This window comes from Macrococcoides bohemicum (assembly GCF_003259675.1).
Classification (GTDB): Bacteria; Bacillota; Bacilli; order Staphylococcales; family Staphylococcaceae; genus Macrococcoides; species Macrococcoides bohemicum.
The window spans coordinates 1-17,185 of sequence record NZ_PZJG01000007.1 but is presented as its reverse complement, the minus strand read 5'-3'; the positions used below and the strand labels follow the sequence as shown (position 1 = coordinate 17,185).

At 35.1% G+C, this 17,185-nt stretch carries 17 protein-coding genes; 11 read left to right on the top strand and 6 right to left on the bottom strand.

The window, feature by feature from the left end:
- Positions 1-12: 12 nt before the first annotated feature.
- Positions 13-561: a 6-phospho-3-hexuloisomerase gene (hxlB, locus tag BHX94_RS10360; RefSeq protein ID WP_111746479.1), complete on the bottom strand. Its 549-nt coding sequence runs from the start codon at positions 559-561 to the stop codon at positions 13-15.
- On the bottom strand, positions 548-1,183 hold the full coding sequence (gene hxlA, locus BHX94_RS10355; RefSeq protein ID WP_012655948.1) for a 3-hexulose-6-phosphate synthase: 636 nt from the start codon (positions 1,181-1,183) through the stop codon (positions 548-550). The genes hxlB and hxlA overlap by 14 nt, the downstream gene beginning before the upstream one ends.
- Before the next feature lie 99 nt (positions 1,184-1,282).
- On the opposite strand from hxlA, the gene BHX94_RS10350 reads away from it, so the two are divergent.
- The 7 genes from BHX94_RS10350 (at position 1,283) to BHX94_RS10320 (ending at position 8,347) form a co-directional block, all read left to right on the top strand.
- Complete coding sequence (locus BHX94_RS10350; RefSeq protein ID WP_096077692.1) at positions 1,283-1,642, top strand: winged helix-turn-helix transcriptional regulator; 360 nt, start codon at positions 1,283-1,285, stop codon at positions 1,640-1,642.
- A gap of 272 nt (positions 1,643-1,914) precedes the next feature.
- Positions 1,915-2,394, top strand: coding sequence for a glycosyl-4,4'-diaponeurosporenoate acyltransferase CrtO family protein (locus tag BHX94_RS10345; RefSeq protein WP_111746477.1), 480 nt, complete (start codon positions 1,915-1,917; stop codon positions 2,392-2,394).
- 20 nt (positions 2,395-2,414) lie between these two features.
- Positions 2,415-3,434, top strand: a complete 1,020-nt coding sequence (fni, locus tag BHX94_RS10340; RefSeq protein ID WP_111746475.1) for a type 2 isopentenyl-diphosphate Delta-isomerase — start codon at positions 2,415-2,417, stop codon at positions 3,432-3,434.
- An 11-nt stretch (positions 3,435-3,445) separates the two neighbouring features.
- A complete protein-coding gene (locus BHX94_RS10335) occupies positions 3,446-4,942 on the top strand; it encodes a phytoene desaturase family protein (protein WP_096077689.1) in 1,497 nt (498 codons plus the stop codon).
- Positions 4,943-4,950: 8 nt separating this feature from the next.
- Positions 4,951-5,814 carry a phytoene/squalene synthase family protein gene (locus BHX94_RS10330; RefSeq protein ID WP_111746473.1) on the top strand — a complete coding sequence of 288 codons (864 nt, stop codon included), beginning with the start codon at positions 4,951-4,953 and terminating at the stop codon, positions 5,812-5,814.
- Positions 5,815-5,822: 8 nt separating this feature from the next.
- Positions 5,823-7,304, top strand: a complete 1,482-nt coding sequence (locus BHX94_RS10325; RefSeq protein ID WP_111746471.1) for a phytoene desaturase family protein — start codon at positions 5,823-5,825, stop codon at positions 7,302-7,304.
- Positions 7,301-8,347 (top strand): glycosyltransferase family 2 protein, encoded by a 1,047-nt coding sequence (locus BHX94_RS10320; protein ID WP_111746469.1) that lies wholly within the window; start codon positions 7,301-7,303, stop codon positions 8,345-8,347. Before BHX94_RS10325 ends, BHX94_RS10320 begins: the two co-directional genes overlap by 4 nt.
- A 151-nt stretch (positions 8,348-8,498) precedes the next feature.
- Here the strand turns inward: BHX94_RS10320 and BHX94_RS10315 are convergent, their stop codons facing one another.
- Positions 8,499-9,827: a sodium-dependent transporter gene (locus BHX94_RS10315; RefSeq protein ID WP_111746467.1), complete on the bottom strand. Its 1,329-nt coding sequence runs from the start codon at positions 9,825-9,827 to the stop codon at positions 8,499-8,501.
- A 152-nt stretch (positions 9,828-9,979) separates the two neighbouring features.
- On the opposite strand from BHX94_RS10315, the gene BHX94_RS10310 reads away from it, so the two are divergent.
- The 3 genes from BHX94_RS10310 to BHX94_RS10300 all read left to right on the top strand — a co-directional run bounded on the left by BHX94_RS10310 (position 9,980) and on the right by BHX94_RS10300 (position 13,312).
- Positions 9,980-10,471: a TspO/MBR family protein gene (locus BHX94_RS10310; RefSeq protein WP_111746465.1), complete on the top strand. Its 492-nt coding sequence runs from the start codon at positions 9,980-9,982 to the stop codon at positions 10,469-10,471.
- A gap of 203 nt (positions 10,472-10,674) precedes the next feature.
- Positions 10,675-11,826 carry an alcohol dehydrogenase catalytic domain-containing protein gene (locus BHX94_RS10305; protein ID WP_111746463.1) on the top strand — a complete coding sequence of 384 codons (1,152 nt, stop codon included), beginning with the start codon at positions 10,675-10,677 and terminating at the stop codon, positions 11,824-11,826.
- Between the two features lie 667 nt (positions 11,827-12,493).
- Entirely contained in the window at positions 12,494-13,312 is an 819-nt protein-coding gene (locus tag BHX94_RS10300; RefSeq protein WP_111746461.1) for a catalase family protein, read from the top strand.
- 116 nt (positions 13,313-13,428) lie between these two features.
- Here the strand turns inward: BHX94_RS10300 and BHX94_RS10295 are convergent, their stop codons facing one another.
- Positions 13,429-14,133 carry a M15 family metallopeptidase gene (locus tag BHX94_RS10295; RefSeq protein WP_111746459.1) on the bottom strand — a complete coding sequence of 235 codons (705 nt, stop codon included), beginning with the start codon at positions 14,131-14,133 and terminating at the stop codon, positions 13,429-13,431.
- Between the two features lie 46 nt (positions 14,134-14,179).
- On the bottom strand, positions 14,180-15,613 hold the full coding sequence (locus BHX94_RS10290; RefSeq protein WP_111746458.1) for a protein adenylyltransferase SelO: 1,434 nt from the start codon (positions 15,611-15,613) through the stop codon (positions 14,180-14,182).
- Between the two features lie 141 nt (positions 15,614-15,754).
- On the opposite strand from BHX94_RS10290, the gene nagA reads away from it, so the two are divergent.
- Positions 15,755-16,897 carry an N-acetylglucosamine-6-phosphate deacetylase gene (nagA, locus tag BHX94_RS10285; protein WP_111746456.1) on the top strand — a complete coding sequence of 381 codons (1,143 nt, stop codon included), beginning with the start codon at positions 15,755-15,757 and terminating at the stop codon, positions 16,895-16,897.
- Positions 16,898-17,046: 149 nt separating this feature from the next.
- Here nagA and BHX94_RS12945 read toward each other — a convergent pair.
- The coding region (locus BHX94_RS12945; protein WP_146606913.1) for a transposase at positions 17,047-17,185 on the bottom strand (139 nt) is incomplete at its 5' end.

The window sequence follows — 17,185 nt, the reverse complement described above, 5'->3', positions numbered from 1 at the left end:
TTCGGATTTTTATTACTCTAAATTTGCATGATTATTCTGCATTGTAACTTCATCAACATTCAGTGCTTCTTGAATCGTTAACACGACGCTATCTAAATAGATTTGACTGCTTTGCTCAAAGAGACTGCCTAAAGGTTGTTTTGAACCTTCTGCATCGTATTTTGTACCAGCAGGTAATACGATGGTTAGGTCTGCAATATCAGCAATGGGTGATTCGTCTTTTGTTGATAATAATAACACATATGCTTCATTATCTTTCGCTGTTTGTGCGAGAAATTTTAAATGAGCTGTAGAGCCTGAACCTGACGCTATAACGAACACATCATTTTTCTGGATTGATGGTGTATTTGTTTCACCCACGACATAAGCCTTTTTGCCTAATTGATTTAATCTCATGGCAAAGCTCTTAATGACAAGACCAGAACGGCCTTTACCGGCTACAAATATTGATGATGCATCCATAAGATCTTTTGAAAATTTCTCTGATTCTGCTACATCAACATGTGATAATGTCTGCTTTATTTCATTTAAAATTAATTCAAAATGATTAAGCATGTGCATCAACGATTTCACGACATTTTTTAGCAGCAGCTTTTGGATCATCAGCATTCGCGATACCGCCACCTACGATAATTAGGTCAGGTTTTTCGGCTGCTACTGTTTCGATTGTATCAGGTTTAATACCTCCAGCTACAGCTACTTTAGAATTTGAAATCACTGATTTCACAGTACGTAAACTTTCTAAAGGTGATACACCTTCAGCTTGTAAATCATATCCAGTGTGAACTGCGATATAATCAGCACCCATTTTATCTAATTCAGCTGCACGCTGTTCTAAATTTTGAACTGCGATCATATCAACCAATAGTTCTTTACCGTGTTTGTGTGCTTCTTCAATAGCGCTTTTGATTGAAGCATCTTCAGCCACTCCTAAGATTGTTACGATATCAGCACCAAACTTTATCGCTTGGCTTACTTCATATCCAGCAGCATCCATAATTTTTAAGTCTGCTAATACTTGTGTGTTATTAACTGATTTACTCATATGTTCAACGGCAGATAGCCCTTCGTTTATAACGATAGGTGTTCCAATTTCTACGATATCAATAAATTCTTCTACTTCTTGAGCTAGCTTTGCTGCCTCTACTTGATCTAATAAATCGATTGCTAATTGTAATTTCATAATAATTTCTCCTATCTATCTTTTATAACTCTATTATGATACTATGGATTACAAATAACAATACTGACATTTTCGTCACCATAGAAAAGAGGAATGAATATGTTCATTGAATATAATAATAAGGAATTCTATACATCGAAAGATTTGGCATTATCTGTAATTGGAGGTCGATGGAAAATTGCAATCATCTATCATCTTTTGCATGAGGACAGATTAAGATTAAGTGAGTTACAAAATAAACTTCCTGATATCAATCAGCGTATGTTAATCAGACAACTTCGCGAGCTGGAACAAGACAAAATCATTGAAAGAACAGTGTACCCAGTAGTGCCACCTAAGGTAGATTACAAATTGACAGAAATAGGGTTGAAACTTGATGGAGTAGTTTTTTCGATTTGTAATTGGGGAGATGAGTTTTTGCAGGTGATTAAAGGTGATAATCATAATAAGATAACATAGCGCTGCGTCGTTTAAAGGTTTCTCGGAATTATAGCATAGCTGGTTAGGCATTAGGTATATGCTGAGTTACTGGTTGAAAGCAACACTACTATCTCTATAGCTATTGTGTGTAAGAATATCGGTGTTAGTATAAAAATATATTAATATTATATATAATACCTTGCTGTATAATTTTACAGTGATAAAATTGAAATAACAGTCGGTAACATAATGATGGTTACCGACTACGGGCCCAGCTGCGTGACAGCTGGTTTTTTTGTAAAGGAGGACATATGAGGTCTATTAAATTAATCGTCAAAAATAGTATTGTTTGGCTAAGTGCTCACCTTATTATCGCCTCATTATCGGCACGAATATCAGATGACTTTTTTCATCGAAACAGCAGATTATTTAAGACGTTTAAATTTGAGCGTTCCGGAGAAATATGGAATCATTTATTTAAAGTTAAGCAATGGAAAGCATATCTACCAGATGGTGCTTCACTTATGAAAAGAAATTATAATAAAAAGACATTACCTGATTTTAATATGAACACGTTAAGCAAGTTTATTATAGAAATGCGACGTGCAGAGTTCACACATTGGATATCAATATTGCCTGCGCCTTTATTTTTCTTGTTTAATCCACGTTTTGCAGCATGGATCAATGTCATCTATGCATTTTGTAGTAATTTTCCATTTATCATAACGCAGCGATATAATAGACCGAAAATCGAGAGACTCTATTATTACAAGCAACGTAAGCACAAATAACGTTAAGAAAGGAAGATTAAGTGGATAAACGTACTAAGAGAAAAGATGAGCATATTCAATTAGCGCTGGACCATCCTAGTGTATCTCAGTCTGATTTTGATTCTATTAAACTGATTCATCAATCACTACCACAATGTGATGTTAAGGATATTAATTTAGAAACGCAAATTCAAGGTATTAAACTTGCAACACCGATTTATATCAATGCGATGACAGGGGGGAGTATGCGGGCAGGAGAAATTAATAAGAAGCTTGCAATAGTTGCACGTGAAACAAATACCGCAATAGCTGTAGGATCAACACATGCTGCTTTGAAAGATAATACTTTAGCTCAAACTTATGCTATTGTTCGAGAAATCTATAAAGGCCCTTTGTTCAGTAATGTTGGGGCAGATGTATCGACAGAATTTGCCAAAAGGGCCGTAGATTTATTACAAGCAGATGCGCTACAGATTCATGTTAATGCACCACAAGAACTTGTTATGCCAGAAGGAAATAGAACTTTCAGCAGATGGCTTGAAAATATTGAAGCTATTGTTACGTCTATAGGTGTGCCTGTCATCGTTAAAGAAGTAGGATTTGGAATGAGTCGAGAGACGATGCTGGCGCTTAAAGCAGCCGGTGTAAAAACTATAGATGTGAGTGGTAGTGGAGGCACAAATTTTATCTATATTGAGAATGAAAGAAGAACGATGAAAGAATTTGACTACTTGAAGGATTGGGGTCAGTCGACTGCTATCTCACTTATAGAAAGTCAGAATATAGCACTAGAAACTTTAGCTAGTGGTGGCATTAGAAATCCCCTAGATGTATTAAAGTGCCTTGTACTTGGTGCACAAGCTGTAGGGTTATCGAGACCTATATTACTTAAATTGCAAGAGAGTGGTATAGAAGCAACCATAGAGTATATAGATTATCTTAATGAGCAGCTTATACTACTGAGCACCATGGTTGGAAAGACAAGTATTCAAGACCTGAAGTCTGTCCAATATGTGCTTCAAAAGGATGTGTGGGCATGGTATCAGCAAAGAAACGGATAGGGAGTGACCATATGAAAAGAGTTATCGTTATAGGTGCAGGGGTTGCAGGGCTTGCAAGCGCAATACGTTTGCAGCACGAGGGATATGAAGTTGAAATCTATGAAAAAGAGCATTTGCCTGGAGGGAAAATGCATCAAATCGAAAAGGATGGTTTCTTTTTTGATGTAGGTCCGACGATTGTAATGATGCCCGAGTTGTATCGTGAAGTCTTTGAACTTGCAGGTAGGAATCCAGACGATTATATACCGATGCAGAAGCTCAATCCCATGTTCTCAGGATTTTTTAACAATGGTAGTGAAAAGATCGATGTTTCCAATGATCTGGTAGAACTCATGCAGCTCTTTGAGATGTCGAGCGAAAAAGACGCTGAAGGTTTTTTAAGGTATATCAGTGATTTGTACAGCCGTTTCAATATTGCTAAGAACTATTTTTTGCAAAGATCTTTCAGAACTAAGAAAGACTTCTACAACCTTAATATGATTAATCAAGGGTTAAAGTTAAGAACGCTTGGCAATGCAGAGAGCACGATGAACAAATATATAAAGAATAAGCGACTCAGAGATATGATCAGCTTCCAGACACTGTACATCGGTATCTCACCTTCTAAGAGCCCGTCATTATATACGATTATTCCTATGATTGAATTTTTGTATGGTATTTGGTTCATTAAAGGCGGTATGCATACGATGGCAACAGCGATGGAACGTCTATTCAAAGAACTAGGAGGTAAAATTCATTATGGTAAAGCAGTGGAAGAAATCAAGATAGAAGATGGCATCGCTAAAGGAATTATAGTGGATGATGAATTGATACCTTCTGATTACGTTATGTGTAACGCTGATTTTCCATATGCTATGAAGTCACTTGTAACATCAAAAGAATCAAAAGGAAAGTATACCGATGAGAAGATAGATAAACTAGACTACTCATGTTCATGCTTTGTCCTCTATCTCGGTGTTGACCGTAAATTTCACGAGATTGATAATATTCACAACTTTATTTTCTCTGAGGACTTAGATGACAACATCAAACAAATCTTTGATGGTCGTAAGGTAGAAGATCCTTCAATCTATATGTATATCGCTTCTAAAATCGATCCATCACTTGCACCTCCGGGTAAAGACGGGTTATATGTGCTGATGCCAGTATCAGAACTTTCTACTGCCCAATATGAATGGAACGACGCAACAAGGTCATTTTATAAAGAGAAAATTCTAGACAAACTTGAAAAATTGCCTGGCATGAATAATATCAGAGATGAAATTATCACTGAAATGATGATGACACCAGCTGAGTTCAAGAAAAACTTTAATGCTTATAATGGTGCGACATTCGGCTTACAGCCTACACTATTTCAAAGTAATCATCTTCGTCCTCAAAGTAAAGCAACACACTGTGAGCACTTATACTTTACTGGTAGTAGTACGCATCCAGGAGCAGGTGTACCAATTGTACTGTTATCATCTAAGATTGCTGTAGGTGAATTGATACTAGATGATCGAAAGTAGGTGAGGTTATGAGTACAATCGATAAAGATTACCAATACTGTGAGGCTATTATTAAACAGCATTCAAAATCTTTCTATTATGGTTTCAAGCAGCTCCCTAAAAATGATGCAAAGGCCGTCTATGCAGTCTATGCTTTTTGTCGCATGGCTGATGACATGGTGGATCAGAAAGAATCAGTTCAATATAGAAAAGCAGAGCTCGATACCCTTAGCGATCAGTTTAAACAGTTTGAGCAAGGCTTGATAATTGACCAACCGATGTGGCGTGCACTAGCTGATGTACGCTATCGATATCCTCTAGAAATTTCTGCGTTTAAGATGCAACTAGCAGGTCAGCAGATGGATTTAGTATATACACAACCTGAAACAATGGCGGACTTAGAGCGTTACAGTCAATATGTTGCAGGTTCAGTCGGGAGAATGTTGTTACCCATCCTATCTGAAGATGTTACTTTGGAATTGAAGCAAAATGCAGAAAAATTAGGTGTTGCTATGCAAATTACTAATATATTGAGAGATATTGGAGAAGACTTTAAAGTTCATCAACGTATCTATCTCCCAGCACAGATAATGCGTCAATGGAATTATACACAACAAGACCTTGAATCCCATGAAGTCAATAGTGCATTTGTGGGGATGTGGGAGACTCTTGCACAATACGCAGAAAGATTGTATGACGAGTTTTGTCACTCTATTACGCATTATAAACAAGAGGCGAGGATGCCGTTATTACTTTCTATGTTAGTGTACAAAGAGATATTAAATGAGATTAGAAGAAATGACTATGATTGCTTTACAAAAAGAAATCATGTCTCTCTTTTAGATAAATATCGATTGAAGAAAGAAGCTATTTCATATCTGAAAAGAAAGTGAGGAAGGACATGAATAATAAAAATATTGTTGTGATAGGTGGTGGACTTGGAGGCTTATCTGCTGCAATCACCTTAAGACAAGCTGGATTTAATGTGTCCTTATATGAGAAGAACAATCATTTTGGTGGAAAACTGAATCGTCTCACGCAGGATGGATTTGGTTTTGACCTTGGCCCATCTATCCTTACGATGCCCTATATTTTTGAAAACTTATTCAAGGGTAGTAAAAAGCGTATGGAAGATTATGTAGACATCGTTGAGCTGCCCTTGCAATGGAGATGCTTCTTTCCATCAGGTCACATCTATGATCTATATAGAGATCTTGAAGAGATGCAAGCGAATAATCAGTATTTAACAGCACAGGATATAGAGGAGTACAGAAATTTTCTGTCCTATGCAGGGTGTATCCATGAGCTGACAAAGGATAGTTACTTTGAACGTGGGATAGATACGAAGCTAAAGCTCATCAAATATCATGGGCCAGTTAAGGCACTTAAAGGTTTTGATTATTTCAGTACAATGCAACAGGCAATTAATCGCTATATTTCTAATGAAGAATTTAGAGATATGATTGGGTATTTCATCAAGTATGTTGGCTCTTCTTCCTACGATGCTCCTGCTGTACTTAATATGATGAGTCATATGCAGCATGAGCAAGGAGAGTGGTATGTTCCTGGTGGTATGCATCTATTAGCAGATGCAATTGTGAAGCTTGCAGAGGAGATAGGTGTGCATCTTTATACAGATAGCGAAATTGTAAGTTTAGAAACCGAAGACAAACGAATCGTAGCGATGCAATTAAAGAATGGCAAACGCGTAACAGCAGATTACTTTGTGTCTAATATGGAAGTGATTCCTCTGTATGAAAAGTTAGTGGACCCTCCTCGCAATTTAGATGCACTGAAGAAAAAGTTTGAACCTGCAAGTTCAGGTCTGGTTTTACACATTGGTGTAAATAAGGAGTACCCTCAGTTACAGCATCATAATTTCTTCTTTTCTAATGATTCGAAGAAAAATTTTGAGCGTGTATTTCATGAGAAAAAGCTGCCAGTGGACCCTACAATTTATGTTGTAAATACCAATAAAACAGACAAAGCACAAGCACCAAAAGGGCACGAAAATATTAAAATCTTACCGCATATCCCTTATATACAAGACAATCCATTCACAGAAAGCGCGTATCAGGAGCTAAGACAGAATGTACTTGTAAAACTTGAGAATATGGGACTTAAGGATTTACGTCGTCATATTGTAACGGAGGATATGTGGACACCACATGATATTGAAGAGACTTATCTCTCACATCGTGGTGCAATCTATGGTACGTTATCTGATCGCAAGAGTAATAAGGGTTTTAAGCATAGAAAACATAGTGAACACTATGATAATCTCTATTTTGTCGGTGGCACGGTCAATCCTGGAGGAGGTATGCCGATGGTTACGCTTAGTGGACAGCAGGTAGGAAGAATGATTAAGGAACAAGAACGATGATTATTTTATGGGCATCATTAAGTATTCTAGCTGGATTACTACTATTTGTTCGTAGGCCCTTAGTTAATGCACAGCCTATAGCGAATCGCAAGATTAGTGTAATTATACCCGCCCGTAATGAAGCACATAATTTACAGAAATTGCTTCATTCATTTGATTTATCAGATGTATATGAATGTATCGTAGTAGATGATGGCTCAACTGATCATACTGCTCAAATCGCACAATCTTTAGGTGCTAAAGTCATTCGTACAGATGATCATTCGGATTGGAGAGGGAAATCAGCGGCTTGTTATAAAGGTGCTGAAGCGGCTGATGGAGAAATTCTTCTCTTTATAGATGCTGATACATGGTTCTATGACAAAAAATCGATTCAACGTATTGCTGGTATGTACAAAGAAGGGTTGATGTCCATACAACCCTATCATGAAATGAAACAATGGTATGAACAAGGTTCATTGTATTTTAATCTCCTTACAGTATTAGGACTGAATGCTACCTCCGTTTTTAAAGGTCAAGAAGGCGTATTCGGACCGTGTGTGATATGCAGTAAAGAGGGTTATTTTATAACGGATGGGCACCGTGCAGCTTCCGGTCAACTGATTGAAGGTTTTGGTCTAGGTGCAGCATTTAAGGCACATCATTTTAATCTGTATAATTATATTGGCAAAAATGTTATTCATTTTCGTATGTATCCTAAAGGATTAGCTGCGATGACGAGCGGGTGGATGAAGCATTTTGCTGCCGGTTCTGCTGGAACAGATAAGCGTGTATTAGCACTTATTGTATGCTGGATTTCAGGGGCGTTTTTACCGCTATTAATCTTTATCCATCCTACACAATACACAACGATTTTGATTGTTTATTTGTTATATGTATCTTTGCTCTACAGAATGTCCTGTTTGGTTGGAAGCTTTAAGCTACTCACTGCAATATGCTACCCAGTTGTACTTGTATATTTCGTATATGTATTTTTGAAATCAATTGTAGCAATCTATATAAGAAAAGAAGTAAAATGGAAAGATCGTAATATAAAACTATAAAAATCACTACGAAAGGTAGTGATTCAGACTTTGTCTACAGTCTGAAACAGGCATTGTATAAATAATACAATGCCTGTTTCTACATTTTAAGCGCTTCTTAATATTCTTTGATCTAGTTGTCATTAAAACGGATCAATATAGGATTATGAGATTAAATTAACTGTGTTACAAACACAATTATAATGACAATAGGCAGAATATATTTTATTAAGGTATACCATAGGTTAAATAATTTGCTGTGTTGACTGTTACGCGTAAAGATAGAGAATAATAATTGTTTGTCTAGTACAAACCCACAAAATAATGTTGTAAATAATACACCAAGCGGCATCATAATATTTGATACTAGAAAGTCCATATTATCAAATATTGTTCCTGCACCAAACTTAAAATCTTTATAAATACCAAATGATAAAGCAGGAAAAATACTTGTGATAAATACAGCTAAACTCAGCAGTAATGCATATTTTTTGCGCTTATTTTCATTATTTTTAATTAAGTTAGAAAGATTCAGTTCTAATAGTGAGATAGAAGAAGTCAAAGCAGCAAATAAAAATAGTATTAAAAATAACATATAGAATCCAAAACCGAAAGTCATTTTTTCAAATAATTTTGGTAATACTAAAAATAATAATCCAGGACCTGCTTCTACTTCAATATTTAATGCGCTTGCAGCTGGGAAAATTGCGAGACCAGCAAGAATAGAAATTAATAAGTTCATTATTACAATCCATAATGCAGACTGAATAACATTTGTATCATCTTTAGTGTAAGATGCATAAGTAATCATACCGGTTGTTCCGAGTGATAAAGCAAAGAAAGACTGTCCCATAGCATAAAGGGTACCTTCTATAGATAAATCCTCAAACCTAGGAATTAAAAAATATTTTAGTCCTTCGATAGCCCCTTCTAACATCAGTGCACGTCCAACAATAATTAAAAATAACAAAAATAATAATGGCATCATTATTTTTGAGGCTCTCTCTATACCATTTTGAATACCGAATGATACGATCACTTCTGTGAGCATTATAAATAGTAATGCACCGAGAATAGATAATAAAGGATTGGCGATCATTTGCTGAAAATAATCTAATTGAAGTTCGAAGACATTAAAGATAATCCCCAAATAATAGCCTATAAATAAAATAATCCATCCACCAATAACACTATAGAATGCATATAAAATGAATGCAGCAATATTTCCCCAAAGACCAATTAAGTCCATGAATTTTGAACCTGATAGTTTGCTAAAGATTGTTAATGAAAAAGTCTTGCCGGCATGCCCAATATAAAATTCAACGATAAGCAATGGAAGTCCAATCAATAAAGTGAACAAAATGAATTGAATTAAAAATGCTCCACCACCATATTGTCCTGCTATGTAAGGAAACTTCCAAATGGCACCAAGGCCGATTGCTGATCCTGCACTAGCAAGGATAAATCCAAGAGAAGAATTCCAATGTTTATTTTTATGCACAATTACACCCTTTCGTTTTAACGCTGTAAAGTGACATTGTATCAAACATCTTTTTTTACTGCAATATAGTATTAATGAAAGGCAAATACTTTTTTTGGTGTTTCATTATTTATCTACTTAATTTTAGGTATACGTATTATGGAGGTGAAAAAATGACGAATACTAAGAAAATAACTAGAACACTTATACCACTCGCTGGAGGTTTAATCGTTGGAAGACTAACAACTAAGGCGAAAGATGATTATAAACATTATAGAAAACCACCATTTTCACCACCTGCAATTGCTTTTCCTATTATTTGGCCAATATTATATACATCGATGGGTGTGGCGTATCAAAGAGCGATGGATAACGCTAAAAATGAGACTGAAAGCAGTGAACTTAAGCGTGCACATTATACCCAGCTAGGCTTGAATTATATATGGTCTATGCTATATTTTAATCTAAAATTCAGAAAAGCATCATTACTAGAAAGTTATGCATTATTAGCTGCAGGGAGTATCACTGCTACGAAATTTTATAAGATGGATAGAGCTGCAGGAAACTTGATGGTTCCTTATGTGATGTGGTTGAGTTATGCGAGTTATTTAAATGGGGGCAACTGGATTTTAAATAAGGCTAAAGAAGGTTACTCTAGAGACTAACAATAAAAATATATAAAAATACTCGTTGTATTAATATTAAGCAGGTAATTCGGTACGTTTTTCACTATGTTTTCTAAATGTCGCTACAAGGAATGTAGAGATGATTCCAAACACTGCTAGTTATTTAAATTGAGATGTTTAATTACTCAAAGTATGTGGTATTAATTACGTATGTAACATATTATAATTGGGGAGTGTTGTATATGAAGGCAGTAACATTTCAAGGCAAGAAGAAAATGAAAGTAAAAAAAGTTGCAGATCCAAAGATAATTGAGCCAACTGATGCAATTATTAAGATTACTGCTTCAGGTATTTGTGGGTCGGATTTACATTTATATCATCAAGGCGATATGTTTATGGATAAAGATTTTGTTATCGGACATGAGCCGATGGGTATTGTTGAAGAAGTAGGTAAAGACGTTAAAAAACTGAAAAAAGGTGATCGTGTAGTCATTCCGTTTAATATAGGTTGTGGTGATTGTTTCTACTGTAATAATCAAATGGAATCGCAATGTGATCAATCTAATGAAGAACCTGCCAACTGGAAGATGGATAACGGTGCATTATTTGGTTTTGGGAAGATGCACGGAAATTTCTGGGGGGGACAAGCAGAATATTTAAGAGTTCCTTATGCTGATTTTTCTTCATTTGTAGTCCCGGATAGTGATTTAAAAGATGACCAAGTATTGTTTTTATCTGATGTAGTACCTACTGCATATTGGAGTGTTGAACATGCAGGTGTGAAAGCAGGAGATACTGTTATTGTATTAGGATGTGGTCCTATTGGATTAATGGCACAAAAATTTGCAAAGCTAAAAGGTGCTGATCGTGTTATAGCAATCGATAATGTCGAACATAGACTAGAGCATGCCAAAAAATATAATGGGGCGGAAGTTTATAATTTCGATAAAGAAAAAGAAATAGGAAAGCTATTAAAAGAACAAACAAGTGGTGGTGCTGATGTAGTTATTGACTGTGTTGGTTTTGATGGCGTACAATCAAGTCCAGAACCAAAACTTTCAAAAAAATCTCAACAGAGAGGAACAATCAGTCCGATTATTACTGCTTCAGAATCAGTCCGTAAATTTGGCACGATTCAACTGACAGGAATTTATGGTACACCGGCTGATAATTTCCCAATCGACGTAATATTTAATCGTAATGTTCGTCTAACTATGGGTCAAGCACCAGTCATTCATTTAATGCCTAAATTATATGAAATGATTAAAGATGAAGTATTTGATCCAACTGAAATTATCACACATACTTTTCCTTTAGAAAAAGCCGATGAGGCTTATAAAGTATTTGATGAAAAACGAGATAATAATATTAAAGTCGTATTAAAACCGGAGTAATTATTTAAGGATAAGTTAGGAGAGCAATACATTGCTCAAAAGCGATAAATCTGAAAAGATATAAAACTGATTTGGCTATATATTTGAGACTGGTCTGACAATTTTTATTGACGTGATTATATTTTATTAGTTTTTGTAGTGGGAACACTGTTATGATTAGATGACAAAAGAAATTTGTTTAGCATCTGATGGTGTTTTATTAAGTGCGATATGTGGCTTGTGACTTTTTATAATGCCATGTTTATTTTTACTTACCGACGCATAAAGAAAGTAGTCAGATATACTAGCAATTCTGGATAGGCAATGCAGTAATGGGCATAGGTACTTTTCAGATTTATGATGGAATTATTAATTCAAAAAGGTCTGGTGCATAAGTAAGTAAATCTTCGATTTACCATATCTAAGCGAAATTCGAAAAAATTTTCGGGTTTCGCTTTTTATATATACATACATAAAAATATTAACCTTAGGAGAGATGTTATGAACTGGAAAGAAAATAGAATTCTATCAGCAAAGAATGTATTGTATCAAATTATGTTATCTAATAATTTGAGACGATAGACGAATCAAATATGTATATTTTATTTGTTTCAGCATTTTACATATAATACTAAAGGATGTAAAAACCTCTGCTTTAGGGTAATTAAAAACTAAAGGAGGGAATTTTATGAAAGATAAAGCATTTTATATCATCCAGACCATCGAAAGGTTAGCAAAAACTGCAAAAGGTGGTAAGCGTGCGCATACGAAAGGATTTAATTATTCTGGAGAAGTTAAACTAAATGTTGAAGGACAAAAGCTTTTAGGTCAGTATCACAAGGCTCATGTTAGATTATCGGATGCTTTAACAACTAAAAATCATATTTCAAAGTTAGTTCCGCTAAAAGGTATGGCGATTCGTTTCGAAGGGTCTAATCCTATCGATTTAGTATTAGTGACATTTCCTTATTTTCCGTGGACTAAAGCTGACTCAATATACAAGATTGCCCAATATAGCAATGCTATTCATGATGCAAATAACATAGGTGTTAAGCTTAATTTATTCAGATATTTAATGAAGATTGAAGAATTTCATAAAGAGTGGAAGAAATTTATCCTCAATCAACCAATACTGCCAACGTTTAAAGTGAAAACGTATTACAATCTACATTACTTTAAAACGAGTGATAATCAGATTGTTAGATTTAGAACAACGTTAAAAGGTGAAATGATTATTTTACAAGCAGAGATTCATCAACAACCCCATCCTATCTCTGAATTACCAAATAATTATCAGTTAGTCGATATAGGAACGATTCAACTTAAAGAAGCAGCTAAAGAAAATATAGAAGTGTTCGATTTATTTCAAACAGGTTCTAATTTAACTCCGTTAGCTGATGATGAGATAATTCAATTAAGATCAGAACTTTATATAATTTCACATCAGAGAAGGATTGCAGAAGGTATTGATTATGATAATGTTATACCTTTAGATAAGCTAGATTAAGAAATAGTTGATTTGAATGTGTTATTTATTGCAAAAAGTGAAATGCGATATTTAATCGTATTTCACTTTTTAATATGAGAGAATTAGTAGTTATATAATTAAGTAAGAGCAAAACATTAGTATTTACAAATCACACCACGTACTGTATGGTTGCCGGAAGACAGACGTTTCTTTTCCTGAATACCAAAATACTCTTCTAATGTTACGTTATTATACTTGATACGCGCTGCATGTGTACGTCCTACATATCTAATATGCCAAGGTTCATACATAAATCCTGTGATTTGTTCTTTACCTTTTAGATATCGGATGATAAATCCGTATTTATGAGCATTTTTCTGAAGATATTTTGACGCAGCGGTATATTCAAATGATGTCGATAATGTACCATAATTCGTGCCATCTTTAATATCCATGGCAAGCCCCAATTGATGTTCACTTGTACCAGGTCTTGCTGAAATCCGGTTTGCATAAGCTTGTCCGTAAGATGCGACATAACTATTATAAAGATATTGCTGTGTTGCATACGATCTATAGCCATATGCTCCAGTTTGACCAACGATTTCAAGATTGATACCTTGTTTTCTAGCATCTGCTTTCATCTTGTTGTACCACTTAATCATCGTTTTATTGGCACCTGGATTATATTTTCGTGACATATAGTATTGTTTATTCGCTATAGGTATACCATTGATTTTAGATATTGTCTTATTACCGACATGAATAGAACAACTTCTATGGTTAGCTGCATGTGTCTCATGTAATGGGAATGTTGTGGCGACAATTAAACCAGCCAAGCTCAATTTAGCAAATGCATTCATATGAAGTCTCCTTATAATATGTTCTTGTTATATTATACGATGCTTTTTATGTCCCGCAATACGTCTGATATACTCTGTCAGTAGGAGGGGCTGGATTTAAATACTGTTCATCATGATAATCATCAAACGGATGACTTAATGCTTCAAGTAATTGTTGTAGCTTCGTATAATCCTGAGCAAGTGTAGCATCACTAAGTGCTTCTTCTACGAGGTGATTTCTTGGAATTACTGAAGGATTGACAGATTGCATTAAGGTAAATGCATCGTATGTTTCATCCTGTTGAATAATATCTTCCCATCGTTTATACCAGGCTTGTACATCATCGTGTTTAAAGCATACTTCTTCTTTAAATGTGTTAGTCGCTAAACTTCTGAAAGTCTTAGTAAAGTCGCATTCATATTTCTCTAATAATGCAAGTAAATCAATCACGAGTTGGAAGTCTTGTTGTTGGATGTTCTCAACGCCAATCTTTTGACCAAAGTGTTTCGTATAATGAGAAATATATAAATCCTGAAACGTACCAAGTGCAGTTTCTGCATATTGTATTGCTAGTACTTCATTATCATCAATTAATGGAATAAGCGTTTCAGCAAAGCGTGTTAAGTTCCAAAGTGCGATACTCGGCTGATTATCGTAAGCATACCTACCATATTGATCGATTGAGCTAAATACAGTCGATGGATGATACGTATCCATAAAAGCACAAGGACCATAATCAATTGTTTCACCACTAATCGTCATATTATCTGTGTTCATTACACCATGGATAAATCCAATCGATTGCCATTTTGCGATAAGAGAAGCTTGCCTTTCAATCACTATGTTAAGTAAAGAAAGATATGGATTATGATCGTGCTTTATTTCTGGATAATGACGTGATATCGCGTAATCTGCTAATTGTTTAATATTATCTTTATTCTCAGTGCGCACTGCATATTCAAATGTGCCGACGCGTAAATTACTTTGAGCAATTCGAACAAGTACAGCACCTGGTAAAGATGTTTCACGGTAAACATTGTCTCCGGTGAGGGACACTGCAAGACTCCTTGTAGTAGGAATATTTAATTGATACATCGCTTCACTAATAATATATTCTCTAAGCATCGGACCAATAGCAGCGCGCCCATCGCCTGAACGAGAAAAGATTGTACGACCAGAACCTTTTAACTGTATATCATAACGCTTATTGTCTTCTGTCAAATATTCACCAAGTACATGTGCACGTCCATCTCCAAGCATTGTGAAATGACCAAATTGATGTCCGGCATACGCATGTGCAGATGGGGTACTCCCGGACAGTATCTCTTTTCCTGATAAGTATTCAGGATGATCCTGAATGGATACATCTATAATAAGTTGCTCCGCTAATTTTGTATTAAATATAACGACTTCAGGTTGAGCGGGTTTGTCGGGCTGACTAATTTCATAAAAGTCATCAGATAACTTTAAATAAGAGTTGTCGAAACGAAGATTAAACATGTGAACCTCCTTGAAAGGATATTGTAGTTTCATCTTAACATTAAGACGGATAAAATGATGATATTTTAAATTAATGATAAAATAATGATGGATAAGATATTACTGATATTTTCTTATAAAGTCTAACAAGAAAGAGATGATCTGATGCGTTACGTGATTAAAAGTAAAAACATATTTACTGAAGAAGGTATAGTTGATGGTTATATTGTTATTAATAATAAAAAGATAGAAGCCATTCAAACGGGTTTATATTCTGGAGAAGACAGTGTATATGATTATCATGATGCTTATATAATGCCGGGATTTATAGATATTCATATTCACGGTGGATATGGTGAAGATGCTATGGATGCATCATTTGAGGGACTAAAGCATTTATCGAAATCTTTGCTAAGCGAGGGCACAACATCATTTCTTCCCACAACAATGACACAATCGAATGAAAATATTATTCAAGCACTTCAAAATATAAAAAATGTGCACAATGATGAATATGAAGGTGCAGAAATATTAGGAGTACATTTAGAAGGTCCGTTTATTTCTGAGGAGAAAATTGGTGCACAAAATCCTAAATACGTTCAGCAGCCAAATGTAGAACAACTCAAAACATTCCAGGAACAGTCAGGAGATTTAATAAAAATTATTACATTTGCACCTGAAAAAGAGGGTGCAAAAGAAATGATTGAAAGTTTCCCTGAGATTATATTTTCAATTGGGCATTCTGCTGCAACTTATGAACAGGCGGAACAAGCAGTAGCTAACGGTGCACGACACATTACACATCTTTATAATGGCAGTTCAGGTTTCCAGCACCGTGAACCTGGTGTAGTAGGAATGGCTCTTACTAATGATAATATTCATACGGAATTAATAGTAGATGGATTGCATGCGCATCCGGCAAGTGTAAAACTTTCCACAATAACAAAAGGTAATGAGAAATTTTATTTAATTACAGATGCAATGAGAGCGAAAGGAAAACCGGATGGTGTTTATGATCTAGGTGGGCAGGCAGTTATCGTGAAAGATGGAGAAGCTAGAATAAGTTCCGGCGCACTTGCAGGTAGTGTATTAAAGATGAATCATGGTCTTAAACATTTATTAGAATATAGTGGGAAAGATTTAAGCGAACTTTGGCGAGTGACAAGTCTAAATCAGGCGATTGCTTTAAAGATAGATGATATTAAAGGTTCGATAAAAGAGGGAAAAGATGCGGATATCGTTATACTCGATGAGCATTTTGATGTCATGACGACGATAAAGTCAGGGAAACGATATAATTTTTAGTAATTGATTTAATCTTATTACAATAAAGGAAAATAACAGCCAAGCGGCTGTTATTTCAGACTGAAGACAAACTCACAATTTTATAAGTGAGTTTGTCTTTTTTCTTCGAAAAATATTGTTATTTTAAAGAAATTAACAAAATATCCAGCTTAACCAGCTAAATAATTTGCTAATTTCTTTAAATTCATGCATGCGAAAATAAGCGTGGTCTCCATGGTGACTTTTTGAATTCCTTTGTACTTAGTCCATCGCAAACCATGCTGTTCTTTAGCATCAGCAAAACGTCTT

What these genes read in the sequence shown, in the direction of transcription:
- hxlB (WP_111746479.1), bottom strand. Translation starts at nt 561, where the DNA reads ATGCACATGCTTAATCATTTTGAATTAATTTTAAATGAAATAAAGCAG.
- hxlA (WP_012655948.1), bottom strand. Translation starts at nt 1,183, where the DNA reads ATGAAATTACAATTAGCAATCGATTTATTAGATCAAGTAGAGGCAGCA.
- BHX94_RS10350 (WP_096077692.1), top strand. Translation starts at nt 1,283, where the DNA reads ATGTTCATTGAATATAATAATAAGGAATTCTATACATCGAAAGATTTG.
- BHX94_RS10345 (WP_111746477.1), top strand. Translation starts at nt 1,915, where the DNA reads ATGAGGTCTATTAAATTAATCGTCAAAAATAGTATTGTTTGGCTAAGT.
- BHX94_RS10335 (WP_096077689.1), top strand. Translation starts at nt 3,446, where the DNA reads ATGAAAAGAGTTATCGTTATAGGTGCAGGGGTTGCAGGGCTTGCAAGC.
- BHX94_RS10330 (WP_111746473.1), top strand. Translation starts at nt 4,951, where the DNA reads ATGAGTACAATCGATAAAGATTACCAATACTGTGAGGCTATTATTAAA.
- BHX94_RS10325 (WP_111746471.1), top strand. Translation starts at nt 5,823, where the DNA reads ATGAATAATAAAAATATTGTTGTGATAGGTGGTGGACTTGGAGGCTTA.
- BHX94_RS10320 (WP_111746469.1), top strand. Translation starts at nt 7,301, where the DNA reads ATGATTATTTTATGGGCATCATTAAGTATTCTAGCTGGATTACTACTA.
- BHX94_RS10310 (WP_111746465.1), top strand. Translation starts at nt 9,980, where the DNA reads ATGACGAATACTAAGAAAATAACTAGAACACTTATACCACTCGCTGGA.
- BHX94_RS10305 (WP_111746463.1), top strand. Translation starts at nt 10,675, where the DNA reads ATGAAGGCAGTAACATTTCAAGGCAAGAAGAAAATGAAAGTAAAAAAA.
- BHX94_RS10300 (WP_111746461.1), top strand. Translation starts at nt 12,494, where the DNA reads ATGAAAGATAAAGCATTTTATATCATCCAGACCATCGAAAGGTTAGCA.
- BHX94_RS10295 (WP_111746459.1), bottom strand. Translation starts at nt 14,133, where the DNA reads ATGAATGCATTTGCTAAATTGAGCTTGGCTGGTTTAATTGTCGCCACA.
- BHX94_RS10290 (WP_111746458.1), bottom strand. Translation starts at nt 15,613, where the DNA reads ATGTTTAATCTTCGTTTCGACAACTCTTATTTAAAGTTATCTGATGAC.